This window comes from Rhizobium sp. BK316 (assembly GCF_014193695.1).
Taxonomy (GTDB): domain Bacteria; phylum Pseudomonadota; class Alphaproteobacteria; order Rhizobiales; family Rhizobiaceae; genus Rhizobium.
In genome coordinates this window covers 424,771-449,282 of record NZ_JACHZR010000003.1, presented here as the reverse complement: position 1 = coordinate 449,282, position 24,512 = coordinate 424,771, and the positions used below count along the sequence as shown (strand labels likewise).

At 59.9% G+C, this 24,512-nt stretch carries 29 protein-coding genes; 15 read left to right on the top strand and 14 right to left on the bottom strand.

Going from position 1 to position 24,512, the window contains the following annotated elements; genetic code table 11:
* Positions 1-91: 91 nt before the first annotated feature.
* The gene (locus FHT87_RS16295) at positions 92-1,294 is read right to left on the bottom strand and encodes a pyridoxal phosphate-dependent aminotransferase (protein ID WP_183731465.1); all 1,203 of its coding nucleotides are present in this window, start codon (positions 1,292-1,294) and stop codon (positions 92-94) included.
* 385 nt (positions 1,295-1,679) lie between these two features.
* On the opposite strand from FHT87_RS16295, the gene FHT87_RS16290 reads away from it, so the two are divergent.
* The 3 genes from FHT87_RS16290 (at position 1,680) to FHT87_RS16280 (ending at position 3,565) form a co-directional block, all read left to right on the top strand.
* Positions 1,680-1,979 (top strand): hypothetical protein, encoded by a 300-nt coding sequence (locus FHT87_RS16290; protein ID WP_183803232.1) that lies wholly within the window; start codon positions 1,680-1,682, stop codon positions 1,977-1,979.
* Positions 1,969-2,301: a sortase gene (locus FHT87_RS16285; RefSeq protein ID WP_183803230.1), complete on the top strand. Its 333-nt coding sequence runs from the start codon at positions 1,969-1,971 to the stop codon at positions 2,299-2,301. The genes FHT87_RS16290 and FHT87_RS16285 overlap by 11 nt, the downstream gene beginning before the upstream one ends.
* Before the next feature lie 109 nt (positions 2,302-2,410).
* A complete protein-coding gene (locus FHT87_RS16280) occupies positions 2,411-3,565 on the top strand; it encodes a PQQ-dependent sugar dehydrogenase (protein WP_183804002.1) in 1,155 nt (384 codons plus the stop codon).
* Here FHT87_RS16280 and FHT87_RS16275 read toward each other — a convergent pair.
* Positions 3,562-4,011: a hypothetical protein gene (locus FHT87_RS16275; protein ID WP_183803228.1), complete on the bottom strand. Its 450-nt coding sequence runs from the start codon at positions 4,009-4,011 to the stop codon at positions 3,562-3,564. The genes FHT87_RS16280 and FHT87_RS16275 overlap by 4 nt on opposite strands.
* On the bottom strand, positions 3,984-4,670 hold the full coding sequence (locus FHT87_RS16270) for a DUF1176 domain-containing protein (RefSeq protein WP_183803225.1): 687 nt from the start codon (positions 4,668-4,670) through the stop codon (positions 3,984-3,986). Before FHT87_RS16270 ends, FHT87_RS16275 begins: the two co-directional genes overlap by 28 nt.
* Between FHT87_RS16270 and FHT87_RS16265 the strand changes: the two genes are divergently transcribed.
* From FHT87_RS16265 to FHT87_RS16255, 3 genes are all read left to right on the top strand, one after another.
* Positions 4,656-5,546, top strand: coding sequence for a DMT family transporter (locus tag FHT87_RS16265; protein ID WP_183803223.1), 891 nt, complete (start codon positions 4,656-4,658; stop codon positions 5,544-5,546). The two genes, FHT87_RS16270 and FHT87_RS16265, sit on opposite strands and share 15 nt — an antisense overlap.
* Before the next feature lie 489 nt (positions 5,547-6,035).
* Complete coding sequence (locus FHT87_RS16260) at positions 6,036-6,251, top strand: cold-shock protein (protein ID WP_007824341.1); 216 nt, start codon at positions 6,036-6,038, stop codon at positions 6,249-6,251.
* Positions 6,252-6,394: 143 nt separating this feature from the next.
* Positions 6,395-6,868 carry a BA14K family protein gene (locus FHT87_RS16255; RefSeq protein ID WP_183731481.1) on the top strand — a complete coding sequence of 158 codons (474 nt, stop codon included), beginning with the start codon at positions 6,395-6,397 and terminating at the stop codon, positions 6,866-6,868.
* Positions 6,869-6,933: 65 nt separating this feature from the next.
* Here FHT87_RS16255 and FHT87_RS16250 read toward each other — a convergent pair whose 3' ends face one another.
* Positions 6,934-7,806 carry an oxidoreductase gene (locus FHT87_RS16250; protein WP_183803220.1) on the bottom strand — a complete coding sequence of 291 codons (873 nt, stop codon included), beginning with the start codon at positions 7,804-7,806 and terminating at the stop codon, positions 6,934-6,936.
* Positions 7,807-7,904: 98 nt separating this feature from the next.
* Here FHT87_RS16250 and FHT87_RS16245 point away from each other — a divergent pair, with 98 nt between their 5' ends.
* Positions 7,905-8,285, top strand: coding sequence for a helix-turn-helix domain-containing protein (locus tag FHT87_RS16245; RefSeq protein WP_246698138.1), 381 nt, complete (start codon positions 7,905-7,907; stop codon positions 8,283-8,285).
* Here the strand turns inward: FHT87_RS16245 and FHT87_RS16240 are convergent.
* From FHT87_RS16240 to FHT87_RS16220, 5 genes are all read right to left on the bottom strand, one after another.
* Positions 8,282-9,658 carry an ATP-binding protein gene (locus tag FHT87_RS16240; RefSeq protein WP_183803217.1) on the bottom strand — a complete coding sequence of 459 codons (1,377 nt, stop codon included), beginning with the start codon at positions 9,656-9,658 and terminating at the stop codon, positions 8,282-8,284. The two genes, FHT87_RS16245 and FHT87_RS16240, sit on opposite strands and share 4 nt — an antisense overlap.
* A gap of 25 nt (positions 9,659-9,683) precedes the next feature.
* Complete coding sequence (locus FHT87_RS16235; protein ID WP_183731490.1) at positions 9,684-10,385, bottom strand: response regulator transcription factor; 702 nt, start codon at positions 10,383-10,385, stop codon at positions 9,684-9,686.
* Positions 10,386-10,877 (bottom strand): MarR family transcriptional regulator, encoded by a 492-nt coding sequence (locus FHT87_RS16230; protein WP_183803214.1) that lies wholly within the window; start codon positions 10,875-10,877, stop codon positions 10,386-10,388. It lies immediately after the preceding gene.
* 774 nt (positions 10,878-11,651) lie between these two features.
* Positions 11,652-11,918, bottom strand: a complete 267-nt coding sequence (locus FHT87_RS16225) for a hypothetical protein (RefSeq protein ID WP_183731496.1) — start codon at positions 11,916-11,918, stop codon at positions 11,652-11,654.
* A 294-nt stretch (positions 11,919-12,212) separates the two neighbouring features.
* Entirely contained in the window at positions 12,213-12,830 is a 618-nt protein-coding gene (locus FHT87_RS16220; protein WP_183731498.1) for a DUF1236 domain-containing protein, read from the bottom strand.
* A gap of 279 nt (positions 12,831-13,109) precedes the next feature.
* Between FHT87_RS16220 and FHT87_RS16215 the strand changes: the two genes are divergently transcribed.
* Complete coding sequence (locus FHT87_RS16215) at positions 13,110-13,754, top strand: MBL fold metallo-hydrolase (protein WP_183731533.1); 645 nt, start codon at positions 13,110-13,112, stop codon at positions 13,752-13,754.
* A gap of 2 nt (positions 13,755-13,756) precedes the next feature.
* Entirely contained in the window at positions 13,757-14,326 is a 570-nt protein-coding gene (locus tag FHT87_RS16210; RefSeq protein ID WP_183731536.1) for a DUF1349 domain-containing protein, read from the top strand.
* Positions 14,327-14,370: 44 nt separating this feature from the next.
* Here the strand turns inward: FHT87_RS16210 and FHT87_RS16205 are convergent, their stop codons facing one another.
* From FHT87_RS16205 to FHT87_RS16190, 4 genes are all read right to left on the bottom strand, one after another.
* Positions 14,371-14,712, bottom strand: coding sequence for a tRNA-binding protein (locus FHT87_RS16205; RefSeq protein WP_183731538.1), 342 nt, complete (start codon positions 14,710-14,712; stop codon positions 14,371-14,373).
* 9 nt (positions 14,713-14,721) lie between these two features.
* Complete coding sequence (proC, locus tag FHT87_RS16200; protein ID WP_183731541.1) at positions 14,722-15,549, bottom strand: pyrroline-5-carboxylate reductase; 828 nt, start codon at positions 15,547-15,549, stop codon at positions 14,722-14,724.
* Positions 15,550-15,552: 3 nt separating this feature from the next.
* Complete coding sequence (locus FHT87_RS16195; RefSeq protein ID WP_113323648.1) at positions 15,553-16,053, bottom strand: YbjN domain-containing protein; 501 nt, start codon at positions 16,051-16,053, stop codon at positions 15,553-15,555.
* A gap of 400 nt (positions 16,054-16,453) precedes the next feature.
* On the bottom strand, positions 16,454-16,714 hold the full coding sequence (locus FHT87_RS16190) for an accessory factor UbiK family protein (RefSeq protein WP_183731544.1): 261 nt from the start codon (positions 16,712-16,714) through the stop codon (positions 16,454-16,456).
* 193 nt (positions 16,715-16,907) lie between these two features.
* Here FHT87_RS16190 and lgt point away from each other — a divergent pair, with 193 nt between their 5' ends.
* From lgt to FHT87_RS16160, 6 genes are all read left to right on the top strand, one after another.
* The gene (lgt, locus tag FHT87_RS16185; RefSeq protein ID WP_183731547.1) at positions 16,908-17,759 is read left to right on the top strand and encodes a prolipoprotein diacylglyceryl transferase; all 852 of its coding nucleotides are present in this window, start codon (positions 16,908-16,910) and stop codon (positions 17,757-17,759) included.
* Between the two features lie 19 nt (positions 17,760-17,778).
* Positions 17,779-18,879, top strand: a complete 1,101-nt coding sequence (locus FHT87_RS16180; protein WP_183731550.1) for a class I SAM-dependent methyltransferase — start codon at positions 17,779-17,781, stop codon at positions 18,877-18,879.
* 103 nt (positions 18,880-18,982) lie between these two features.
* On the top strand, positions 18,983-19,777 hold the full coding sequence (gene pgeF / locus FHT87_RS16175) for a peptidoglycan editing factor PgeF (RefSeq protein WP_183731553.1): 795 nt from the start codon (positions 18,983-18,985) through the stop codon (positions 19,775-19,777).
* Between the two features lie 5 nt (positions 19,778-19,782).
* Complete coding sequence (locus FHT87_RS16170; RefSeq protein WP_183731555.1) at positions 19,783-20,934, top strand: Xaa-Pro peptidase family protein; 1,152 nt, start codon at positions 19,783-19,785, stop codon at positions 20,932-20,934.
* 103 nt (positions 20,935-21,037) lie between these two features.
* Complete coding sequence (locus tag FHT87_RS16165; RefSeq protein ID WP_183731558.1) at positions 21,038-21,880, top strand: hypothetical protein; 843 nt, start codon at positions 21,038-21,040, stop codon at positions 21,878-21,880.
* A 105-nt stretch (positions 21,881-21,985) separates the two neighbouring features.
* A complete protein-coding gene (locus FHT87_RS16160) occupies positions 21,986-22,918 on the top strand; it encodes a ribose-phosphate pyrophosphokinase (RefSeq protein WP_183731561.1) in 933 nt (310 codons plus the stop codon).
* Positions 22,919-22,969: 51 nt separating this feature from the next.
* Here FHT87_RS16160 and FHT87_RS16155 read toward each other — a convergent pair whose 3' ends face one another.
* On the bottom strand, positions 22,970-24,493 hold the full coding sequence (locus FHT87_RS16155) for a hypothetical protein (RefSeq protein WP_183731565.1): 1,524 nt from the start codon (positions 24,491-24,493) through the stop codon (positions 22,970-22,972).
* Positions 24,494-24,512: the final 19 nt, after the last annotated feature.

Genomic DNA, 24,512 nt, shown 5'->3' with positions numbered 1-24,512 from the left:
ATCATTTCCGCAGCACGTTGAAGTGAAAAACGACACAATAAAAAAGCCCGCCATCTCTGGCGAGCTCTTCGAATGGGGCTGATGCCACCGATTACTTGCAGGCCGCGCAGAAGCGCTGAATGCGGCGGCAGGCTTCCTCGAGCAGCTCTTCCGAGGTCGCATAGGAGATGCGGAAGTTCGGGCCGAGGCCGAAGGCCGAGCCGTGCACGACGGCAACACCTTCCGATTCCAGCAGCTCGGAAACGAAATCCTCATCGTTCTCGATCACCTTGCCCGACGGAGCCGTCTTGCCGATCAACCCGGCGCAGGACGGATAAACGTAGAAGGCGCCTTCCGGCACCGGGCAGACGATGCCCTTGGCCTGGTTCAGCATGGAAACGACGAGATCGCGACGGCCTTCGAAGATCTTCTTGTTCTCAGGGATGAAGTCCTGTGTGCCGTTCAACGCTTCGACAGCCGCCCACTGGGCGATCGAGGTCGCACCGGATGTCTGCTGCCCCTGAATCATGTCCATAGCCTTGATCAGCTGGATCGGGCCTGCCGCATAGCCGATGCGCCAGCCAGTCATCGCATAGGCCTTGGAGACGCCGTTCATCGTCAGGGTGCGGTCGTAGAGCTTCGGCTCGACTTCGACCGGCGTGACGAATTTGAAGTCGCCATAGGTCAGATGCTCGTACATGTCGTCGGTCAGCACCCAGACATGCGGATGCTTCATCAGCACATCGGTCAGCGCCTTCAGCTCAGCATGCGTATAGGCGGCGCCCGTCGGGTTGGACGGCGAGTTGAAAATGAACCATTTGGTCTTCTGCGTGATCGCCTTTTCGAGATCGGCGGGCTGGAGCTTGAAATTATGCTCCTGGGTGGCCGAAACGAAAACCGGCGTGCCGCCGCAAAGCGCCACCATCTCGGGATAGGACACCCAGTAAGGCGCGGGGATCACGACTTCATCGCCGGGGTTCAGCGTCGCCATGAAGGCGTTGAAAAGGATCTGCTTGCCGCCCGTGCCGACGATCGTCTGCTCCCAGGAATATTCCAGACCGTTCTCGCGCTTGAACTTGGCGGCAATCGCCTTGCGCAGCTCGGGGATACCGGATACCGGCGTGTATTTCGTCTCGCCGCGATTGATCGCGTCGATGGCGGCTTTCTTGATATTATCGGGCGTATCGAAATCCGGCTCGCCGGCACCAAGGCCGATGACATCGCGTCCTTTGGCTTTCAGCTCGCGCGCTTTCTGAGAAACAGCGATGGTGGCTGAAGGCTTCACGCGGGAAAGGGCATCGGCAAGGAAAGCCATGATATCGGTCCTACAAGGTTGAAACGGGCAGAAGGCCGGGACCGGAGTTCTGCGCTAAGCTCTATGTCCAATGTATGACAGCATTTCAAGCGCAAAGGCGTGATGGCGACGATGATTCTTATTGATCTATTGCCGCAGCCGCATCCGGAATTCTGAACCGCGCTTTGGCGAGACGCCGCAGATGACTGATCCAGCCTCACAGGAAGTTGAATCAGTTTCTGACGTCGGCCCCGTTTTATTCCTTAAAATCAAGGTTATCGGCCGTTTACCATTTGCCACGAATAAGCCGCAACAAATGCTGCGGCATGCCGCAATTCGGTCGTGAGAGCGCCGAGATCAAACCGGTATTCTATCACCATCGGACATTGGTTATTGAGGGCATGCCATGTTTCTGGAAGACGAGCGCGCGGCGGGACGCCTGCGCACAAGCCGGGTTTGCCTGTCGCTGATGGTGGCAGTCATCGCTTTTGCATGCTGTGTCGTCGCGACATTCAGCCTCTTTTCAGTCGCCGAAGCAGCACCGGCCATGGCCTCCAGCGCCCGCGAGGCAACGCATGCCGACCAGACGATCACCCAAGGCCTGACGATGCTTTTTGCCGCCTTTGTCGCAGCAAACGGTTTTGCCATCTGGCTGCGACGCATCAAGGGTCTCGTTGTTTCGGGAGGCAAGGGCGATGCCCGGTAGATCGCAGCGTACAGGCGGGAACGAGGATGAAGACGCGTTCGAGCCGCTGCCGACCTACATGGAGCTCGCCATGGCTGCCGCCGTGGCCCATGAAGCGCCGCCCGCATCGCCGAGACCCCGCCTCCCCGGACTTTCGATCATCGAGAAATTGGTCGCCGTTGGTATCGTGTGCCTCGCCTTCTATGGCATAGCGCTGATCGGCTGCGGGCTTTTCCTGAAGGCCGAAGCAAAGCGCACTGGTTTCATCACACAACGGATGATGAGTGCGGAGCTGCAATATGCTGATTTCGACACCCGCTTCCCTCCTCCTGTGATCAACTGACCTCCTCTCATTCAACCTGAGAACACGAAACCGTTATGGCGCGCCAAACATGGTTGAAGCGCCCCATGCCCTACGCCATCTTTCCCAGAAACTGCCGATGGGGACTATGATGGACGCCATTTCGACATTCCGTTTCGCCGCGCTGCTCGCCGGCGTTGCTGCCTTTGCAGGTCCCGCCCTTGCCCAGACTGGGGATATCGTCAAGACGCAGGAAGTCTCGGTTCGTGTCGAGAAACTCGCAGAGGGACTGGAGCACCCCTGGGCGGTCGAGGTCCTGCCTGATGGCAGCTATATCGTTACGGAGCGGCCGGGACGACTGCGCATCATCCGCGACGGCAAGGTTTCCGACCCGATCGGTGGCGTGCCTGAGGTCAACGCGCGCGGTCAGGGCGGCCTGATGGATGTCGCCCTCTCCCCGGATTTTGCCACCAGCCGCAAACTCTATCTGACCGCCGCAACTGCCAACAACAGAGGCTCTGGCACGGAAGCCTTCAGCGCCACGCTGTCATCAGATGAAAAGAGCCTCGAAAACGTCACGCCCGTCTTCACCATGCGGCTTTTTACCCGCGGCAACATCCAGTACGGCTCGCGCATCGCAATCGCGCCCGACGGCTCGCTGTTCATCAGCGTCGGCGACCGCGGCAACCGCGACCGGTCGCAAGATTGGAAGGATGACGCCGGTTCCATCGTCCACCTCAACGCCGATGGCAGCATTCCCGCCGACAATCCCTTTAAGGACAGCAGCAAGGCCCTGCCGGAAATCTGGTCCAAGGGCCATCGCAACCCGCAGGGCATCGCCTTCGACAGCGCCAACGGCAAGCTCTACACTGTCGAGCATGGCGCGCGCGGCGGTGACGAAATCAACAATCCCGAGCCCGGAAAGAACTATGGCTGGCCGATCATCACTTACGGCCGCGACTATTCCGGCGCCAAGATCGGTGAAGGAACTGCCAAGGAGGGCCTGGAGCAGCCTCTGCATTATTGGGACCCGTCGATCGCGCCGGGTGCCCTCGCCGTCTATCGCGGCAAGATGTTTCCGGAATGGAACGGTAATTTCATCGTCGCCGCCCTGAAATTCCAGTTGCTGTCGCGCATGCAGCGGGATGCAAGCGGCGCCTTCACCGCCGAGGAACGCATGTTCGAAGGTAATTATGGCCGCATCCGCGATGTCATCGTCGCCCCCGATGGCGCACTGCTGATGGTGACCGACGAGGATGACGGTGAACTGCTCCGGGTTTCCCGCGCCCAGGACCGCGCCGGCTAAAGCGCAGTTCGCAATTCCCTGCGGATCACGAATTTCAGCCCCGACCATGTCTCGTCGACGGCGCAGACCTTGACGTCGACAAGCCCGGTCGGCAGCAGGATCTCGCGTAGCGCATCCTCAGTGATGCTGGTCGGCACTTTCGAGCTCTTCTTCGGCCAGGATATCCAGACCATGCCGTCGGGCCTGATGGCCCGAAGCAGCCCAGTGGCCATCTCTTCCAATGGCGCGCGCTGCGTTTCGAAGACATGAATATAATCGAACTGCCGACAGGAGCCCGGCGGCAAGCTATGCTCGACCGAAGCAAAACCTTCAAAACCATCGATCTCGGTCAGCCCGTCGGGAACATTGATGAGCAAGGCAACCAGCCCTGGCTTCAACCCCAATTTCCGGATGAGCGGCGTGCCGGAATATCCTGCGGTCACTGGCGCTTCCATATGAGCGGCCATGCCGCCGGGCCGCCGTCACCTCCGGCATCGCATTCTTCCTTGATCCGCACCTCCTCGAGAACAAGCAAATCCTTGCTGCCCGGCTCAGCAGCGCGCCAGACATAGTAGCTGCCACAATCGCCCATGCCTCGCCCTTTCAGGAAGGAGGTAAAACGCCCCTCCACCCTATCGTAACGGATGTTGAAGGCTGTATCCCCGGTCGTTTCCGAAAACTTAAGCGGGAAGATCGCCCTGGAAATTTCCTCACCGTAACCACCATAAAGCGCGAACGGCATATTATAGGCACCTGCCGGGCCGCACGGTACGATGATCAGCCTCTTTCCTCCGGCGTCGACAACCTCAAAGGCATCGCCATAGGCAAGGCGGCTCTCTTCGATATGGCAGTCGCGATCCTTGGGCTCGATGTCTGCCCGCACCGCCTTTGGAAGATCGGCAAAGCGCAAAATCGGCCGCACGGATGAGGATGTCTCGGCCGACGCGCTCCCGAGCCCCGACAGAACAATTACTGTCACAACGGCAACCCTTCGCACCCCCATGTGCACGCCTCCAAACCGTTTGGCAAAACCTCGTCCTTGCTCGAAGGAAATACAACTGCTAACCCACAAAGCATAACTCCTAGACGCCTCCCCAACATTGAGGGTGAAATGACGCGCGTTCAAGCGAACCTCCTTCTATTGCTCGCAGCCGCCATCTGGGGCGGAGGCTTCGTCGCCCAATCGACGGCAATGAAGGCGATCGGCCCCTTCTGGTTCATCGGCCTGCGTTTCGCCATCGCTGCACTCGCCACCCTGCCCTTCACGCTCCTCGAAGCCCGTAAGGCAAAGGTCGCCACCAGCCGCAGGCACCTCGGCCTCTATCTGTTGATCGGCCTTGCGCTCTTCGGTGGCGCATCGACGCAGCAGATCGGCCTGCAGACGACGACCGTCACCAATTCCAGCTTCATCACCGGACTCTATGTGATCTTCGTGCCGTTGATTGCTGTTTTCTTCCTCCGTCGCTCGCCGCACTGGGTCATCTGGCCAGGCGCAATCATGGCCGTATCAGGCATTTATCTTCTCTCCGGCGGCCAGCTCTCGTCGCTCACCGTCGGCGACCTGCTCACAGTCGTCTGCGCCATCTTCTGGTCCGTCCAGATTACGCTTGCTGGAACGACGGTCGCCGAAACCGGCCGGCCTCTTGCCCTGTCCAGCGCCCAGTTCGCGTTTACGGCAGTCTGCGCACTCATCATCGCCGCGATATTCGAACCGATCAGGCTGACAGATATCCGCGCAGCAGCGCCCGAAATTCTCTATGTCGGCATTTTCTCCTCCGGCGTCGCCTTCGTGCTGCAGGTCATCGCCCAGCGCTACACCACGCCGTCACAGGCGGCGATCTTCCTCTCCGCCGAAGCGCTGTTCGGCGCCACGCTCGCCGCACTTCTCTTGGGCGAAAGCATGCCGCCGCTCGGTTATACCGGTTGCGCACTGATGTTTACCGCTATGCTTGTAGTCGAACTCGTGCCCGAAATGACCCGCCGCCGCGCGCAAATGGCCTGAACACGCGTCCATTTGTGGGGCATTTAGGGCCATCTAGAAATTTTTTTATGCTGGCGACAAGACGCGCTATCGTTGCATTTTTGGCAAATTCTGCCCGGAACTTATATTGCAGACGATATAAAACGTTAATCATTTGCTTCTGACGGAGGATTTTTTGCGTTTTCGCGAAAACAGGCCAGTTTTGCGGGTGTGTTCTTAGCAACACGTTAAAAAACTTTTGCTTGCCAAAATCCGTCAAACGCAGCACTCTTCGCGCGTTCGGGCATTTTGCGAGCATGGGAAGTCCTTAAGAATTTGCGCGCCGGAAACGCTAATATTCCGGTCAGCTGGTTCCAAAAAACAGCAGGCAATAAGTCCTGTCTGGAGCCGGCGGAGGTAGAGGGGACCTTTTTCTCACATTTCAAGATCTGCCTGCCAGCGTCTTCGCAAGAAGGCAATAGCGTAATGCTGCCCGTGTGGATGGCGGGCGGAGACAAAAGGACCTGAGGCATGGCCGAGACTGGCACTGTAAAATTCTTCAATACCGACAAGGGCTTCGGCTTTATCAAGCCGGACAAGGGCGGCGCCGATATCTTCGTTCACATTTCTGCCGTTCAGGCTTCCGGTCTGGCCGGTCTGACGGAAAATCAGAAGGTAAGCTTCGACACGGAGCCGGATCGCCGCGGCAAGGGTCCGAAGGCCGTCAATCTGCAGATTTCAGGCTGACCCTCGCATAGGCATGGAATTCGAGTTGAAGCCCGGCAGCGATGCCGGGTTTTGTCGTTCAGACTCCATTCAGCATGACGCCACTAGTTTCGGAACCATAGAGAAGGGACCGCTTCCGGTTCCCGATACTGGGATTTTACGCCATGAACAGGCTTGCAAAGACCATTCTTCTGACGGCAACTGCCGTTGCCCTGACCCTCTCGGCCATCGGCGAAGCCTCGGCTGGCGATCGCTACTGGCGTCACGGCCACGACCACGGCAACGATGCACTCGTTGGCGGCGCTGTCGGCCTTGCCACGGGCCTGATCGTCGGCTCTGCCATCGCCAATGCCAATAACGGCCCGGTCTACGAAGAGCGCCGCTACATCGACCCGCCGGTTTATGAGCCGGAATATGCTCCGCCGCCGGTCTATCGCGCGCCGCGTCCCGTCTATTCCGAGCCCGTCTATTCCGAGCCGGTCTATGGTCGCCCTGTCTACGGTCGCTCGGTCGGCGCCATGGAACCCTGGAGCGCTCAATGGCAGCGCTATTGCTCCTACCGCTACCGCAGCTTCGATCCGCAGAGCGGCACCTATGTCGGCAATGACGGTCGCGAGCACTTCTGCGTCGCAAGCTGATAGGCAGAAAACACTCTGACGAGAAGAGCGCCGCCACAGAGCGGCGCTCTTCTTTTGTCGATATCTCAGCCGGCCTTCTTCTCCCAGGGCATAGGCTTGGCACCTCCGCCCTGTTCGAAATCGGTCGACTGGCTGACGACACGCCATGTGCGATCGGCCTCCATTCGCGCGGCATCCGCCTTTTCTACCGCTGCAGCCGCATCGCTGCCGAGCAGCAGTCGCAGCGGCGGCGCATCGAGCGAAGCAATATGCAGCACCACGGCAGCCGCCTTGGTCGGATCGCCGGGCTGGCGGCCATTATAGTTGCGCTGGTAATCTGCTATGGCGCCGACTGTTTCGGCATATTCCGGACGGCCTTCGAAAAGAACCGTCGAGGAGCCGGCGAAATCCGTACGGAAACCGCCGGGCTCGATCACTGTCACCTTGATGCCGAGCGGTCCGACCTCCTTGGAGAGCACTTCGGAAAAGCCTTCGACGCCCCATTTCGCCGCCGCATAGGGCGCACGTCCGACAGGCCCAATCCTGCCGCCGACGGACGAGAACTGGATGATATGCCCTGCCCCCTGCCCGCGCATGACCGGGATCGCCGCCTTTGTCATGATGATTGTGCCGAAGAGATTTGTCTCGATCTGTGCCCGGAAATCCGCAAGGCTCGTATCCTCGATCGGCGCGACATTGCCGTAACCTGCATTGTTGACCAGCACGTCGAGCCGGCCGAATGTTTCGACCGCGGTCTTCACCACAGTCTCAGCCGCCGCCTCATCGGTCACATCGAGTGGCAACGCGAGAACGCGTGGGCCATACGTTTCGACGAGATCGGCAAGCTGGCCCGGATCGCGCGCCGTCGCAACCAGCTTGTCACCAGCTTCGAGCACGGCATTTGCCAACGCCCGGCCAAGGCCGCGCGAACTTCCTGTAATCAACCAAACCTTCGACATTGGAAACCTCCTTTTCGGTTCCCCATCCATTTAGGACCTATTGTTTCCATTAGAAAGAAGGTACCTTAGAGATCTATACGCACCTGAAAGTGACCACGATGAAAGACGATATCTTCGATTTCTGCCGCAACATGAGCGACGAGCAGGATGCGCGAGCCCGGCAGATGCTGGAACGCGCCGCTGCGAAATGGCCGCTGCGCGTCCTGCACGTGCTTTCCGAGGCCGATGGCCCCTTGCGGTTTTCAAGGGTGCTGGAGCGGGTGGAGGATATCAGCCAGAAGGTGCTGACACAGACCCTGCGCACGCTCGAAAGCGACGGCCTCGTCATCCGCACGCTCTATCCGCAGGTGCCGCCGCGCGTGGAATACGAGCTGACGCCGCTCGGCCGCGAATTGCTGACGCAGGTCGTCTCGCTATGGCGCTGGATCGTCATCCACCTGAATGAATTCGACACCTCCAAATCGGCGGCCAGGAATTAGGCTGGAATACGTACCGTCGCTCTCAGCCCTCCAAGCGGGCCGTCGCCAAGCGTGATGTTGCCGCCGTGGCTGCGCGCGATATCCCTCACGATGGCAAGCCCGAGACCAGTGCCCGAAGCATCGAGATTGCGTGCGCTATCCAGCCGGAAGAACGGCTTGAACACATCCTCCCGGTACTTCTCCGGAATGCCGGGACCATTGTCATCGAAGACGATCGTCAGCCATTTCGCACCATGCTTGGCCTCGATATGGAGCGTGTCGGCGTAACGCCTTGCATTCGAGGCGAGATTGGTCACAAGTCGCAGGAAGGCATTGGGGCGCACCGAGATATGGTCCTCGCCCTCGATGGAATAGGTCAACACCTTGCCGTGAAGCTCGAAATCGATCTCGAGCTTCTCGAAGATCTCGCTGAGCTTCAGCTCGCCGACATCCTCCTCCACCTCACCCTTGGCAAAGGCCATATAGGCCTCCAGCATGGTCTGCATGTCGTTGACGTCTTCATTGAGCCCGGCAAGATCAGGGTTATCCCCGGCGAGCGCCAGCTGCAGCTTGAAACGCGTCAGGATGGTTCTAAGGTCGTGGCTGACGCCTGAGAGCATCGCGGTGCGCTGCTCCATCTGCCGCTCGATACGCTCACGCATGAGAATGAAAGCAAGGCCGGCCCGGCGAACCTCGTCAGCGCCGCGCGGATAGAAACTATCGGCCTTCTGTCCCTTGCCGAAATTTTCCGCCGCCCGCGCCAGATTGAGGATCGGCCGGATCTGGCCGCGCAGGAAGAGGATCGAGATCGCGATTAGCACCAGTGACGCGCCGACCATCCAGAGAATGAAGATATGGGTATTCGATGCATAGGCCTGGCTGCGCTTCGTGATGACGCGCAGGATGCGGTTGTCGAGCTTGATGCGGATCTCGATGAGGTTGGAATTGCCGACCGTATCGATCCAGAACGGACGGCGGATTTCCTCGGTGATCTCGTCGCTCAGAATGCCGTCGAGAATCGAGAAAAACGGCTTTTCGCGCGGCGGCGGCAGATCTCCATCCGGCTCGATTGAAATCTGCAAGTTGAGCTGATCGCGGGCAATGCGGGTTATATCGCTGTAATCGGCATCCTGCGGAAAGGTGTCGATGATCTCGATAATGGCGGCGATATCTCGGGTCACGGCAAGCGACAGCCGCTCCGTCACCATCTGCCAGTGACGCTCCATGAACACAGCTGCGACGACCGACTGCAGAAGCACCATCGGAATGATGATGATGAGCAGCGAACGCGTATAGAGGCCTGTCGGCAATCGGCGGCGCAGCCAGCGGACGAACCAGCGCCAGCCGGGTGCAGGAGAGCGGTCTTCCCGCCGCAGGCTGTCGAATGTCACCATTTGCGCCGGTCCCGAACCTGTCGTTTCAGTCGATGCTCAGCCTGTATCCGATACCGCGCACAGTCTGCAGCCAGACCGGATTGGCAGGATCGTCCTCGATCTTGCGGCGCAGGCGGTTGATCTGAACGTCGATGGTGCGTTCGCCGACTTCCGCATCGTCTCCGATCAACTCGTGCCGCGGGATCGTGTCGCCGGCCCGACGGGCAAAAAGCAGCATGATCTCCTGCTCACGATCCGTCAGGCGGATTACTTCCGCCGCCTTCTTCAACTCCTTGCGCGTCAGCGAAAAAGTATAGGGGCCGAACATGATCTGCTCGATCTTCGGCGTATCGCCGCCGCTGTTGCGTCGCAGGATGTTGTTGACGCGCAGCACCAGTTCGCGCGGATCGAAAGGCTTGGAGAGATAGTCGTCGGCACCTGCCTCGAGACCGGCGATGCGGTTGTCGGATTCGGCAAGTGCGGTCAGCATGATGATCGGCACGTTCTTCACGGCCCTGAGCCCGCGCGTCACGTCGATGCCGGATTCCCCCGGCATCATCACGTCCATGATGATGAGGTCGAAATCGAGCCCCGCGAGCTTGCGCTGCGCCTCCGCCCCATCGGAGGCAATGGTCACACGAAAACCGTTTTCCGTCAGGTAGCGGTTCAGGAGCGCGCGGATACGGGTGTCGTCGTCGACGACGAGAAGATGCGCCGCATCATCGGAAATGCCTGTTTTCACCGCCATTCAACCCGCCTTCTGTCTGTCTCGCATGCCTCTGAGGAATGCCTTTACGCCCTCCCGCGCCTCCGGGGAAGCTCCCTCGAATGCCCGTTCAATACGGCGTGATTGCGGCTCGGCAAGCGCCAGTGCCAGCTCCCTGCCCGATTTGGTGGGATAGAGCTTGCGCTGGCGGCGATCCTCCGGGCCTGCCACCTGCCGAATATAGCCTGAATCGATCAGTTGTTTCAGCACTCTTGCGAGGCTCTGCTTGGTGATCTTCAGCGTATCGAGCAGATCGGCGACCGTCATGCCTGGATTGCGGTTGACGAAGTGCACGACGCGGTGATGAGCCCGCCCGAAGCCACTCTTTTCGAGAATGGCGTCGGGATCGGATACGAAGTCGCGATAGGCGAAGAAGAACAGCTCGATGATCTCGAAATCGATGATGCCGACATCCTCCATCGGCGTGGCCAGCGGCTCAGGTTTGCCTGCTTTCGAGCTGGTCTGTCGTGGCACTCGGCATTTCCTCTCTCTTAGCGCGATGTCAGCGACGTTTTCATAAAAATATGCCAGCCTTGGTGACATGAATTTACGTCGCCGATAGCTTCCCTAAACTTTGCGGGAGCCCCGCACGGACTGTTCTTTTCCCGAAAACTAAAGCCCGCCCGACAAATCTCCAACGCAACGCGCAGTTTCCCCTTGCGTCAGTGGATAGAACGTAATGGGGACAACAATCAACAGACATGGCGCAAACGCGCCGGAGGGGGCAAGGTCTTCAAACTCACTGAAACACAATCAGCGCCTGCGCAAGTCACCGAGATCCTCGGCTTCAAGATGCCTACTCCGTCGAGAAGCTGGACACGGCAACGGTCAAACGCCTAAGCGCCAGCCCTTCCCGACGCTTACGTGCGGCCGATCGCGTAGCGCGGCAGCAAGATGATGGATGTTTCCGCCCAGGCGAACTGCATCAACATGGCAATTGCCATCCGGCGTGGGCAATGACTTCAACCCGGCTGAAAAGCCGAAGGGCATTTGCCTAGATTCTTCCCGGAAGAACTTAGAGCCTCTCCGAGTGCTTCCCGACCGGCTTGGCCGCGGAAGTCACCCTATGTCCAAAATCAGCCGTATCGCCTCACGTCGGAGACGATCTCGGGAACGCTGATGAACGACTGCATGAAGGGAATCTATCCGGCCGCTGCAACCGCCGCCGAATAAGACCTCAGCCAATCCGGCCAGACGCTTACGTCTGCCGGGGCGTTTCGTTGTCCAGCGTCCAGAGCGCTCGAACCTTCAGCGTGCCTTGGCCATGACCAGCCCGGCGAGCGTCGAAAGGATGCCGCCGCCGATCAGCCCGCCGATGCCATCGGCGATCAGCCCGGTCATTGCCGCTTCGCCACCGAGCATGCTGAGCAACATGCCGCCGCCGATACCGCCGATAGCGCCCGCGATCGTGCGGGCAACGACGTTGATCGCCTGCTGCTTGAGTGCAGCACTTGCGACATTGCCGCCAACAGCACCCGCAATCAATTGTGTGATGAGCGGAAGTAGCGCTTCCATAATTTCCTCCTCTGACGATCTCCCCGATCGCCGACTCATGCCATCACCGGATGACATATTGGAATATTATCATATTCAGGAGGAGAAGTAGAGAATTCTGGCAACCCATGCGAGAGCTTATAAAGATCGCCCCGGGCGGATACGCTTGCTTTTTCGTCTTGCCCGGTCTCGTCCCGAGCATCTGCGGTCGCCCATCAGCAACAGATATCAGGCAGGAGGCTGAGGATGACGCCAAGTGGAGGCGAGGCCGCCGACAAACCGAAGGCGGCCGCATGGCCGCCTCTCCCCTTGAGCTTATTGATAGACATAGACGATGCGGCGCGTGCCCGGATCGACCAGCACTGGCCGGTCGTTGATGCGGACATAGCGGTACTGGTAATCCGGGATCGTCTGGAAGGTTACGTCGGCGGGCACTTCGGCACCGACGACGACATCGCCGCCAAGCTGCACGGTCTGTGTCGGGGTCGTGTCGATATAGGTGCGGACTTCGTCTGGCGGCGTGATGGCCTCGACCGAGCCGACCGGGCCGATCAACTCGTCGCCCGGTGCGGGCATAGGCTCTGCCGGCACGACGCTGGAGGTCGTTTCATAAGTCACGACAGGCACGCCGAGATCGGCGCGGTGCTGCTCGACGATGACGGGCGAGCCGCCCTGATCGACCTGCAGATATTCGGCATAGACCCAGCCGCGCACGCCATTCACGTCGACACGGCACCAGCGGCTGCCTTCGATACAGCCATCGAGCACGGCGGTCGAGCCGCGCGTGGCAAGACCGACGGAAGGATATTGCGGGCCGGGGCCGGAGCGGATGTTGAGGTCGTTGATGGACGTCGCCACCATGTCCGCCTGGGCGAAGCCGGCGCTTGCGGCCAGAAAGGCGCCGGCCAGCAGAAGGTTTCTCTTCAAGGTCATTGTAAGGTCTCCCTTGTTGTGATGGGCTGACAACGCGTGGGTTGCGAGGATGTTCCGCGGCGCACGAACTGGCTGACGAACGGCACGAGGAAATCCTCGATAAGCATCTGAAAAAATGGAATAAACCCGCCGGAGAGCATCACGACCCACCCTTTGAAAAGCCGATAAATTCCTGTTGCGGCTTGTCTTTTTCGCGTGAGTCTGCCGAAAATTCCGGCTGCCTTCGACTGCGTTTGCGCCTATAGAGACAGGTCATTGAAGACGCGAAGCGAGGCATTCATGGGCATGCTCCAGGCCGGTATCATTCCGGTGACACCCTTCCAGCAGAACTGCACCATTCTCTTCGATCCCGATACGAAGGAAGGCGTGGTCGTCGACCCCGGCGGCGATGTCTCGCTCATTGCGGGCGTGATCGAGGAGCACGGCCTCAAGATCAAGGAAATCTGGCTGACCCACGGCCATCTCGATCATGCGGGCGGTGCCAAGGAGCTCAAGGACAAGCTCGGCATCGACATCGTCGGCCCGCATGAGGATGATCTGCCACTCCTGCTGCGCATCGAGACCCAGGCCGCGAAATATGGCGTGCAGGGCCTGCAGAACGTCACGCCCGACCGCTGGCTGAAGGATGGCGACAAGGTCTCCTTCGGCTCGCACGAATTCGAGGTCTATCACACGCCGGGCCATGCGCCGGGCCACGTCATCTATTTCAACCGCGCCCAGAACTTCGCCCATCTCGGCGATGTGCTCTTCAACGGCTCGATCGGCCGCACCGACCTGCCGGGCGGCAATCATCGCCAGCTTCTCGATTCCATCCGGGACAAGGTGCTGCCGCTCGGCGACGACGTCGGCTTCATCTGCGGACACGGCCCCGGCAGCCGCATCGGCGACGAACGCCGTAATAATCCCTTCCTGCGGGAGATCTGAGCATGAAACACATGGCCTGGCTGAACGCGCCGCCCTTCTTCGAGGAACGCGACGGCGGCCTTCACGTCCGCTCCGGCGAGAAGACCGATTTCTGGCAGGGCACCTATTACGGCTTTCACCGCGACGACGGCCACTTCCTGCATGAAAGCCGCAAGGGCGATTTCACCGCCGAGGTCACCTTCTCCGGCAACTACGAAGCGCTCTACGATCAGGCTGGCCTGATGATCCGCGCCGATGAGAAGCACTGGATAAAATGCGGCATCGAATATACCGATGGGGCCAGGCACTTCAGCGCTGTGGTCACAAACGGCAATTCCGACTGGTCGGCTTTCCGTATCGGCCATGATTTCGATGCGATCTCAGTGCGCGCCACGCGCAATGGCGACGCTATCTTTATCCAGTACAGCACGGATACGATGGACGAATGGCGCATGGCCCGCCTCGCCTGGTTCGATCCCGCTTTCGAGAACGTGCTGGTCGGCCCCGTCTTCTGTTCGCCGCAACGCGCCGGTTTCGAAGCCGTCTTCCACGATTTTACGCTGACCGATCCGCTGTCTCGCGATATCCACTGAGTCCTTCCCACCGCGCGCGCCGACGATGACTCGCGTCGGCTCGCCTACATCAGCCTCTGACCGTTCGGCACCGGACGTTCGACCGCTGCAAGCACGATGTCGCCCTTCTCGTCCGCAAAACCGAGTGTGAGCACTTCCGAGCGGAACGGCCCGATCTGGCGCGGCGGAAAGTTGACGACGGCGAGGACCTGCCGTCCGACGAGCCGCTCCGGCGAATAGTGGACCGTGATCTGCGCGGAGGATTTCTTCACACCGATTTCGGAGCCGAAATCGATCAGCAGTTTGATTGCCGGCTTGCGGGCTTCCGGAAAGGGATTTGCTTCGATGACCGTGCCGACACGGATATCGACGCGCTCGAAATCGGCAAAGGTGATCTCTTCGGCCACGGTCTTCTCTCAGCCGGCGAGTTCTTCGGCGCGCTTGCGAGCTGCCGCGAGCGCCTGGTCGAACAGCGGCTGCATGCCATCTTCCGCCATCAGCACGGAAAGTGCTGCCGCAGTCGTGCCGCCCGGCGAGGTCACGTTCTGGCGCAGGCGCGCCGCGTCGTCGGGGGACTGGTGCAGCAGCTCACCAGCCCCCGCGACAGTTTCCCGCGCAAGACGCATGGCAAGGTCCGCCTGCAGGCCAAGTTTACGGCCCGCTTCTGCCATACACTCGACGAGATAGAACACATAAGCCGGCCCGCTGCCCGAGAGCGCCGTCACCGAATCGATGTCGGATTCGGCGGGCACCCATTCGACAGGGCCGGAGACACGAAGAAGAGCATTGACGCCGTCACGCTGTTTAGCGCTCACACGCGCATTGGCAAAGGCGCCGGTCACACCGCGCCCGACCATGGCAGGCGTGTTCGGCATCGCGCGCACCATGGCCGCTTCGCCGAGATGCTTTTCCAGGAAAGCCAGCGTCTTGCCAGCGGCGACCGAAACCACCACCGTCTGAGGCCCGACCACGCTTTTGACCGCCGGAAGCACGGCTTCCATCACCTGCGGCTTTACGGCAAGGAACAGTACGCCGGCCTTGAGACCGTCAGGAGCAGTCGTGACATGGGAGGCACCCGCATCGGCGATGGTCGCCAGCATCGCCGGCGACGGGCCGGGATCGACCACGACCACGGAGGAGCCCGGAACGCCGCTCTTCAGCCAGCCGGAAAGCATCGCTCCGCCCATATTGCCGGCACCGATGAGAACGACCGGATTGGCGGCGGAAAAGGCATTCGCAGGCATGTTTTACGCCTCACCGACGGTTTCAAACAGGACCGCTTCCATCGCCTTGTTGGCTTCCATACCGGACCAGACGACGAACTGGAAAGCTTGAAAATAAGCTTCGCAGGTATCGAGCGCGCTGGAAAGCAGAACTTCCACCTGGCGGTTAGTGGGCTCGGCACCGCCGGCAAGCAACAGCGACTGACGGAAGATGACGACATCTTCCTGGCGCCACAGGTCGAAATGCCCCATCAGCACCTGGCCGTTGATCGCCGAGAGCAGCTTCACCACCTCGTTGACCCTGATTTCGGGAACCTTGATGTCGAAGGCGCAGCCAAGATGCAACGCTTCGAATTCCTCCATCCACGAGAAGGAGACGTGATAGTCGGCCCAGCGGCCCTCGACCGTCATCGCAATCTCGTCTTCGCCGGAGCGCTCGAATGCCCAGTCATTGTTTGAAGCCACGTACTCGATCATGTCGACCGGGTTCGACTGGCGTTCGACTTCCAATTCCATAAGGCTCATGCAGCACCTTCTTGACCGGAATGAATGCGGCCTAACTTCGTGAAAAACACAAAACGAGACACACGCAATACCGGAAACCACCACTTGGATGATCGCTGAACCGCTGCCAGACTAACGCAGTGAACCTGCCCGGAGCTTACCAATTCGCTTCGAATCATCATTTAAAATCAGTCTATAATGCCCCTTGCGACCTGCCAGCCCCCTTCTCGGAAATTTGGCCTGGCCTGTTGTGGAAAGCACTTATGGAATCAGATTCAGCGGGGGAGGTAAAAGACTCTGCCCATTGGCTTTTTTTGCAGTGTCCACAGGTGGAAAATAGCACCGGATTTTTTTATCGAAGATGCGGCATGTAACATATGGGCCACGCCGCACCTTATACAGCATCTTGTGCGATACGGGCTTACTTGCCCTTTGCAGCAAGCTTGGCTTCGAGCGCAGCGATGCGGGCGGCAAGAGCCTCGTTTTCGTCACGCGCCTTGATCGCCATTTCGCGCACGGCTTCGAATTCCTCGCGCTTGACGATGTCCATGCTGTTCAGCCAGCGTTCGGCATGAGCGTTGAACGCCGTCTCGATCTCCTTGCGCACGCCCTGCGCAGCACCGGCGGCATCGGTCATCAGCTTGGCGAATTCATCCATGATGCGGTTCGTTCCGGTCGTCATGGCGTATTTCTCCCTTCGCACGACGTGAATGTCGGGCCTTGCGGCCACTGAAAATGGAGGTAGGGCTTCGCCGTTGAGGATGCAAGCGCTTTGCATGGGATAAGCCCCTGCGCACTGGCCCGTGACCAACAATGCACTTGACCGTCGAAGATCGCGGAGCCATGTTCCGCGCATCTCAACGGGTGGGAAAACCTTGCCGATAGCTGCTGATCTTCTTGCTATAATGCCTTTCCCTAATATCGACCCGATCGCTTTTTCGATCGGCCCGCTGGCGATTCATTGGTATGGCTTGGCCTATGTCGCCGGCATCCTGCTCGGCTGGGCCTATGCGCGCCGCATCGCTGCAAACGATGCGCTCTGGCCGAACGATACCTCGCCCATCACGAGAGCACAGCTCGACGATTTCATCGTCTGGGCAGCCCTTGGCATCGTCCTTGGTGGCCGCATCGGCTACATCCTCTTCTACGATCTCGGCGCCATCGTCGAAAACCCGATCCGTGCCATCCAGATCTGGAATGGAGGCATGTCCTTCCATGGCGGCCTGACCGGCACGGCGATCGCCATGATTCTCTTTGCCCGCCGCAACCGTATCCCGATCTGGAACCTCTTCGATATCGTTGCGACGGTCGTGCCCTGCGGCCTGTTCTTTGGCCGTATCGCCAATTTCATCAATGGTGAACTCTGGGGCCGGCTGACGGATATGCCATGGGCAGTCGTCTTTCCGACTGGAGGCCCCTTCGCCCGCCATCCGAGCCAGCTCTACGAAGCCGGCCTCGAAGGTATCGTGCTGCTCTTCGTTCTTGCCGCCCTCGTCTATGGCGCCAAGGCGCTGAAAAGCCCGGGCCTCATCACCGGCGTCTTCGTCTGCGGCTACGCGCTCTCGCGCATCTTCGTGGAATTCTTCCGCGAGCCGGATGCGCAGCTTGGCTATCTGCTCGGCACCAGCTGGCTAACGATGGGCATGGTTCTGTCCTTCCCCATGATCCTGCTTGGCCTTTGGGCGATCTTTCGCGCCCGCCGTCAGGCTGCTGCCCTGCAGCACTGAAGCTATCGGGACGACCGCCATGACCACCGCTTTGGGCGAAAAGATCAAGACGATCATCCAGGCAAACGGGCCGATCAGCGTCACCGACTATTTCTCGCTGTGCCTTGCCGATCCTGAACACGGCTATTACCGCACCCGCGAGCCCTTCGGCCGTTCGGGCGATTTCGTCACTGCGCCCGAGGTCAGCCAGCTCTTCGGCGAAATGATCGGTGTTTTCGTCGTCCATGCCTGGCAGCGCCACGGCACACCGGCCGGCGTTCGCCTCGTCGAGATCGGCCCCGGCCGCGGCACGATGATGGCGGACATGCTGCGCGTGATTTCGCGCATCGCCCCGCCGCTCTTCGACAACATGACGATCCACCTCGTCGAGACCAGCGAACGCCTGCGCGATGTCCAGAGCCAGACGCTCGAAGCCTATGACGGCAAAGTCAGCTGGCATGCCGGCTTCGATGAAGTACCGCCGGGCTTCACGCTGATCGTCGCCAATGAACTCTTCGACGCGATCCCGATCCGCCAGTTCGTGCGCACGCCGACCGGTTTCCGCGAACGCATGGTCGGCCTCGGTGCCGATGAGGAACTGACCTTTGCAGCGGGTGTTGCCGGCATCGATCCGGCGCTGCTGCCGGAGCCCACGCAGAACGTGCCGGTTGGTACGCTGTTCGAGATCTCGCCTGCGCGCCAGGCTGTCATGAGCGCCATCTGCGAAAGGCTGCGGGTCTTCAGCGGCACGGCGCTCGCAATCGACTACGGCCACCTTGTCACCGGTTTCGGCGACACGCTGCAGGCCGTGCGCATGCATGAATTCGATCCGCCGCTTGCCCATCCTGGCGAGGCCGACCTGACGAGCCATGTCGACTTTCAGCAGCTTGCGGAAACGGCCGCCTCCAGCGGTCTCCATATCAACGGCGCGCTGCATCAGGGTGATTTCCTGACCGGTCTCGGCATTCTGGAGCGCGCTGCCGCGCTCGGCCGCGACCGTGAGCCGCATACGCAACAGATAATCCAGGCTGCGGTCGACCGGCTCGCCGGTGCAGGTGAAGGCCGCATGGGCGAACTTTTCAAGGTGCTGGCCGTCTCGCATCCGGCGATCGACCTGATGCCGTTTCGCCCAGTGGATTGACAGACAGCGTCGCGCTCGCCAACATCGCCGTAGCTGACACTGCTTCGCCGGAAGAGATCCGGCCAGGACGGTGTCGATGCCTCTCCAAAAACCTGGATATCAAATGACAGACGCGGCCTCTCCAGCACCGATCGAAAGCGCGCTGCTGAACGAAGCAGCCGGCGGCGCGATCCGCCATGGATATTTCACCCGCGCGGGCGGCATTTCACAAGGCATCTATCGCGGCCTCAATGTCGGCCTTGGCTCGAATGACGAGCGCGACAATGTGAAGGAGAACCGCAGGCGCGTCGCCGCTTGGTTCGATTTGCCGGTCGAGCGACTGGCAACTGTCCATCAGGTCCATTCGCCTGACGTCGTCACCATCGGGCCGAACTATGACGGCTGCCGGCCGCCGGCCGATGCAATGGTCACGGCAACACCGGGCATCGCGCTTGGTGTGCTGGCAGCCGACTGCGGCCCGATCTTATTCGCAGATCCCGAAAACCGCGTGATCGGCGCTGCCCATGCCGGCTGGAAAGGCGCGCTGACGGGTGTGCTCGAAAATACGATTGACGCGATGGAGGCCCTTGGCGCGGCCAGGGACAACATCGTCGCCTGCCTCGGCCCCTCGATCAGCCAGGCAAGTTATGAGGTCGGCCCGGAATTCGTCGAGCGCTTCCTTGCCTATGATCCGGCCTACGAACGTTACTTCATTCCCTCCCCGTCGGCGGGCCACGCGATGTTCGACCTGCCGGGACTGACCGTCGAGCGGCTGAAAAACGCCGGCGTGCGTGCCGAAAGCCTCGGCCTCTGCACTTATCCCGATAGCGAGCGCTTTTTTTCCTATCGGCGAACCACACATAAAAAGGAGCCGGATTACGGCCGCCAGATTTCGGCGATCAGCATCAGGGAGATGTAAGCAGCATGGCACTTCATTTCGAACGGGCTGAATTCGCAAGCCGGCTTGCCCGCCTGACGGACAGGATGAAGGAAGAGAAGCTCGATGCTCTGCTGCTCTTCGCGCAGGAGAGCATGTACTGGCTGACCGGCTACGACACGTTCGGCTACTGCTTCTTCCAGACGCTGGTCGTCAAGGCTGACGGCACCATGGCGCTCCTCACCCGCTCGGCCGACCTGCGTCAGGCCCGGCATACTTCTGTTATCGAGGACATCCATGTCTGGGTCGACCGCGTCAATGCCGACCCGACGATGGACCTCAAGAACCTGCTCATCGAAATGGACCTGCTCGGCGCCCGCATCGGCGTCGAATACGACACGCACGGCATGACCGGCCGCGTCGCCCGGCTGCTCGACGCGCAACTGACGACCTTCGGCCAGATCAGCGACGCCTCTTACCTCGTCAGCCGCCTGCGCCTCATCAAGAGCCCGACCGAAGTCGCTTATATCGAGCACGCCGCCGTGCTAGCGGACGATGCGCTGGACGCAGCAATCCGCCTGACCAAACCGGGCGCCGATGAAGCCGATATCCTCGCCGCCATGCAGGGCGCCATCTTCACCGGCGGCGGCGACTATCCGGCCAACGAATTTATCATCGGCTCCGGCGCAGATGCCCTGCTCTGCCGCTACAAGGCCGGCCGCCGCAAGCTCGACGCCAACGACCAATTGACACTCGAATGGGCTGGCGCTTACGCGCATTATCATGCCGCCATGATGCGCACGATCGTCATCGGCGAGCCGACGCACCGCCACCGCGAGCTCTACAATGCCTGCCTCGAAACGATCCAGGCGATCGAGACGGTGCTGAAGCCCGGCCATACCTTCGGTGATGTCTTCGACATGCATGCCAGGATCATGGACGAACGCGGCCTCGCCCGTCATCGCCTGAATGCCTGCGGCTATTCGCTCGGCGCGCGCTTCTCGCCGTCCTGGATGGAGCACCAGATGTTCCATGCCGGCAACCTGCAGCCGATCGACCCGAACATGTCGCTCTTCGTGCACATGATCATTGCCGATTCCGATACCGGCACCGCCATGACGCTCGGTCAGACCTATCTCACGACCGGCGAAGCGCCGCGGGCGCTCTCGCGACATCAGCTGGATTTCATCGGCGTCTAAGCCGCTGACATCACCGGCAAGATTCCGGAATTGACAGACAGGTCCCCCCACCTCCATAAATTCGCACGGGGCTGACGCTGACGTGGGAAGGACGAACCGAGGGATGACGCGAGTTGCGACTGCGCCCACGCTCCTGATCTGTCTTGCCTTGCTTTCCGCTTGCAACACGACCGACGCGTTGACGCTGACGCCGCCGATGGAAATCGGCGACTCCTCGATGAATCAGCGCTCGTCCACACCGGTGACGCAGAGCGACGCCGAGCGCATGGCCGGAGAGCCGCAACAAACCTTCCCGGCCGCACCCCGCCGGAACGGCTATACGCCAGCCTACAGCCAACAGACCTATCCGACCCAACCGAACTACCCGGCGCAGGCCTACCGGCCCGGCACCGGCGCGCCGCCGACGACCATGCAGGCCCAGGCCGATGCGCTTTCCCGTGATGGTTCTTCGCCCGCCGCTTCCGGTCCGATCGAAAGCGAGTCACTGGCGCCACCGTCCGTAACCGAACAACCGGCGCCACAGCAGCCGACACAGACGGCCGCACTTGATCCCTCGGTTTCCTCATCGACGTCGATACGCGGCAATACGGTGCGCTTCCTGCCGATCATCGGCGCACCGGTCCAGGCCGTCACACCGCTGTCCCGCCAGCTTGGCGCGGAGGCCCGCGCTCATGGCCTTGCCATCAAGAGCTCCAACGACACCAGCAGCGACTATATTCTGAAGGGCTACCTCTCCGCTTTCAGCGACGAGGGCAAGGTCACCGTGGTCTATGTCTGGGACGTACTCGACAATGCGGGCGCCCGGCTGCACCGCATTCAGGGACAGGAAAGCGTGCCGACGGCGGCGGCCGATCCCTGGGCCGGTGTGCCCGCTTCCGTGATGCAGCAGATCGCCTCCAAGACGATCTCGGAATTTACATCCTGGCGGCAAAGCCAGGGCAATTAGTCACAAGCTTTTTATAAATATAAAAGTATGTGACGCCTTAGCCCTTGCATTCACCGGGAAGCTGGCTAAAAAGCGCGGCTATCAGCGCATAACAGGCGGACCAAAATGAAGGTTTTCGCAGGCAATTCGAACCGGCAACTCGCCGAAGCGATCTGCAACTATCTCAATGTTCCCTTGGGGAAAGCCAGTGTCCGAAGGTTTGCCGACCAGGAAATCTTCGTGGAAATCCAGGAAAATGTGCGCGGTGAGGACGTTTTCCTCGTACAGCCGACCGCCTTTCCTGCCAACGACCACCTGATGGAACTGCTGATCATGATCGACGCGATGCGTCGTTCGTCAGCCCGCCGCATCACGGCCGTTCTGCCCTATTTCGGCTATGCCCGCCAGGACCGCCGCGCCTCCGGCCGTACGCCGATCTCCGCCAAGCTGGTCGCAAACCTCATTACCGAAGCCGGCGCGGACCGCGTCATGACGCTCGATCTCCATGCCGGGCAGATCCAGGGCTTCTTCGATATACCCACAGACAACCTCTTCGCCCTGCCGGTCCTGACGCGCGACATCAAAAGCCACTATGACCTCAGCAACGTCATGGTCGTCTCGCCCGACGTCGGCGGCGTAGTGCGCGCCCGCGCGCTCGCCAAGCGGCTGGACTGTCTTCTGGCCATCGTCGACAAGCGTCGCGATCGGCCGGGTGAATCCGAAGTCATGAACATCATCGGCGACGTCACCGGCAAGGACTGCCTGCTGATCGACGACATCGTCGATTCCGGTGGCACGCTCTGCAACGCGGCCGACGCCATGCTTGCCAAGGGCGCTTCCAGCGTCACCGCCTATATCACCCACGGCGTCCTCTCCGGCGGCGCGGTCACCCGCGTCACCTCCTCGAAGCTGCGCGAACTCGTCATCACGGACTCGATCCAGCCTACGACGGCCGTGCTCTCCGCCCACAACATCCGCGTCGTGACGACGGCGCCGCTGATCGGCGAAGCCATCAGCCGCACGGCTCAGGAAGAGTCCGTCTCCAGCCTCTTCGACTAAAAAGAGCCGGTATTTGACCGGCTCTTTCGATTTAGCCATTTTGCTCAGTTGTCATTGTGCCTGAATCGCATTTCTCGGTCCCTGGACCTGCTGTCCATTGACAATTAATGTGCCATCCTCGTTGAAAATAACATCCCAGTGCGCACCACCATCCGCGTTGGCTGCCGCGAAACCTTTGGCCATCAGCATAGCAAGACTGACTTCATTGATCTCAGGTCTGGTCTTGGCAAGTTCCTGAACCGCGGCGATCGATTTGTCGAAATCGCGGGCTGTGATCCAGAGCTTCAGTTGAGCCTTCTTCTCGTCGTTTTCACGAACACTCCCAAACATTACCAGATCATAAAAATCCGACTTCATTACCAATTGCTTGAGAACGAAGGCCTGAGCGCCGTCACGACTAAGCTTCAAGGCAAATCTGCGCCCCATCTCCTCTGCTTGCGCTTGATTCGATACAGGGCCAGCGGCAAGTTCCTTTCCGGCTGAGACAAAATCCATCCCGTCTAACACGAGTGTCATATCAAGACTTGTAGGAAGTAGCGCCGCGTAGACCGACGGGATCGTTGGACTGTCCATTTTTATATCCGTGCCGGATACAGTCATACCCAGCCTCATCGCGGCGGTCTCCCCTTGGAGAGCGACTCGAGCGTTCAGTTTTCTTGCGGACAGGTTTCCGATTGGGCTCGTTACTTTGAGGTTGTCCGTATAGATGCGCTCATCCAGTGAAGAAAGAAGCGGAAAAGACCGCAACATTTCTGCCCGGACCCTCTCAAAGTTCGAGACTGTTCCAACGCCCCTGGTGATCAATAGAGAAGCGAGATTAATGACCTCCTTCGACGGTACATTGGCCCAGTGGTACTCATGGTTGATCAGGTCTGCCGAAATTTCAAATACCGGCGCCTCCGATTGTATGCTCCGCTGGTATACGCCCGAGAAAAATGTGCTGCCGTCATAGTCCCAACGTCCTTTACCTTCATCGCTGGAACCTAAAATATTTGTAGAGTCGATACTATCGGCTCGGAAGGTGCTCTGGTCACCACCAAGTTTCGAGGTAAAATCGATATTCTTGGCCAAGGTTTTAATCTGTGTGCTGCCAGGCAGAACAATCAGCCCATCGAGCACAAAAGATTCGATCGAGTAATTGCCCTCAATGGCTTTCCCATCGACTCCTTGGGCCAGAAGGGAGGCTTTTACACTGTCCTCAGCATTGATTTTGGCTACGCTATTGTCTTGTGGCACAAAGAAAAACGACCACGGCCCGAACCCAGCCATCCTGAACGTCTTCGGATCCAAGCCCTCGAAAAACCCATTGAAATCAAGAATGACTTCGAGGCGGTCACCTGCCGGCTTGACTGTCAGGAAATCGGAATTCGCAAGGCCGGGAAACGAGCTGAGAAGGCCGTCACGAAAATCATCGGCATCCTTCTGCCGCATCTCCATGCCTTGGGCCGCACCGATTGCGGAGAGCAAAAAAAGGCTCGTTGCTGTAACAATTTTTAGACGCATCCCTGAAATATCCCCATCCGCTGAAGTTGCGCACATTCGGGGGTCATGGTGCTCAATGTCAAGCAGCCGCATCCATAAAAGCTCTTAAAAG

Bases quoted from the DNA above. Each gene is read 5' to 3' on its own strand.
- FHT87_RS16295 (WP_183731465.1), bottom strand. From the start codon at position 1,294: ATGGCTTTCCTTGCCGATGCCCTTTCCCGCGTGAAGCCTTCAGCCACC.
- FHT87_RS16290 (WP_183803232.1), top strand. From the start codon at position 1,680: ATGTTTCTGGAAGACGAGCGCGCGGCGGGACGCCTGCGCACAAGCCGG.
- FHT87_RS16285 (WP_183803230.1), top strand. From the start codon at position 1,969: ATGCCCGGTAGATCGCAGCGTACAGGCGGGAACGAGGATGAAGACGCG.
- FHT87_RS16280 (WP_183804002.1), top strand. From the start codon at position 2,411: ATGGACGCCATTTCGACATTCCGTTTCGCCGCGCTGCTCGCCGGCGTT.
- FHT87_RS16275 (WP_183803228.1), bottom strand. From the start codon at position 4,011: ATGGCCGCTCATATGGAAGCGCCAGTGACCGCAGGATATTCCGGCACG.
- FHT87_RS16265 (WP_183803223.1), top strand. From the start codon at position 4,656: ATGACGCGCGTTCAAGCGAACCTCCTTCTATTGCTCGCAGCCGCCATC.
- FHT87_RS16260 (WP_007824341.1), top strand. From the start codon at position 6,036: ATGGCCGAGACTGGCACTGTAAAATTCTTCAATACCGACAAGGGCTTC.
- FHT87_RS16255 (WP_183731481.1), top strand. From the start codon at position 6,395: ATGAACAGGCTTGCAAAGACCATTCTTCTGACGGCAACTGCCGTTGCC.
- FHT87_RS16250 (WP_183803220.1), bottom strand. From the start codon at position 7,806: ATGTCGAAGGTTTGGTTGATTACAGGAAGTTCGCGCGGCCTTGGCCGG.
- FHT87_RS16245 (WP_246698138.1), top strand. From the start codon at position 7,905: ATGAAAGACGATATCTTCGATTTCTGCCGCAACATGAGCGACGAGCAG.
- FHT87_RS16240 (WP_183803217.1), bottom strand. From the start codon at position 9,658: ATGGTGACATTCGACAGCCTGCGGCGGGAAGACCGCTCTCCTGCACCC.
- FHT87_RS16235 (WP_183731490.1), bottom strand. From the start codon at position 10,385: ATGGCGGTGAAAACAGGCATTTCCGATGATGCGGCGCATCTTCTCGTC.
- FHT87_RS16225 (WP_183731496.1), bottom strand. From the start codon at position 11,918: ATGGAAGCGCTACTTCCGCTCATCACACAATTGATTGCGGGTGCTGTT.
- FHT87_RS16220 (WP_183731498.1), bottom strand. From the start codon at position 12,830: ATGACCTTGAAGAGAAACCTTCTGCTGGCCGGCGCCTTTCTGGCCGCA.
- FHT87_RS16215 (WP_183731533.1), top strand. From the start codon at position 13,110: ATGGGCATGCTCCAGGCCGGTATCATTCCGGTGACACCCTTCCAGCAG.
- FHT87_RS16210 (WP_183731536.1), top strand. From the start codon at position 13,757: ATGAAACACATGGCCTGGCTGAACGCGCCGCCCTTCTTCGAGGAACGC.
- proC (WP_183731541.1), bottom strand. From the start codon at position 15,549: ATGCCTGCGAATGCCTTTTCCGCCGCCAATCCGGTCGTTCTCATCGGT.
- FHT87_RS16195 (WP_113323648.1), bottom strand. From the start codon at position 16,053: ATGAGCCTTATGGAATTGGAAGTCGAACGCCAGTCGAACCCGGTCGAC.
- FHT87_RS16190 (WP_183731544.1), bottom strand. From the start codon at position 16,714: ATGACGACCGGAACGAACCGCATCATGGATGAATTCGCCAAGCTGATG.
- FHT87_RS16180 (WP_183731550.1), top strand. From the start codon at position 17,779: ATGACCACCGCTTTGGGCGAAAAGATCAAGACGATCATCCAGGCAAAC.
- pgeF (WP_183731553.1), top strand. From the start codon at position 18,983: ATGACAGACGCGGCCTCTCCAGCACCGATCGAAAGCGCGCTGCTGAAC.
- FHT87_RS16170 (WP_183731555.1), top strand. From the start codon at position 19,783: ATGGCACTTCATTTCGAACGGGCTGAATTCGCAAGCCGGCTTGCCCGC.
- FHT87_RS16165 (WP_183731558.1), top strand. From the start codon at position 21,038: ATGACGCGAGTTGCGACTGCGCCCACGCTCCTGATCTGTCTTGCCTTG.
- FHT87_RS16160 (WP_183731561.1), top strand. From the start codon at position 21,986: ATGAAGGTTTTCGCAGGCAATTCGAACCGGCAACTCGCCGAAGCGATC.
- FHT87_RS16155 (WP_183731565.1), bottom strand. From the start codon at position 24,493: ATGCGGCTGCTTGACATTGAGCACCATGACCCCCGAATGTGCGCAACT.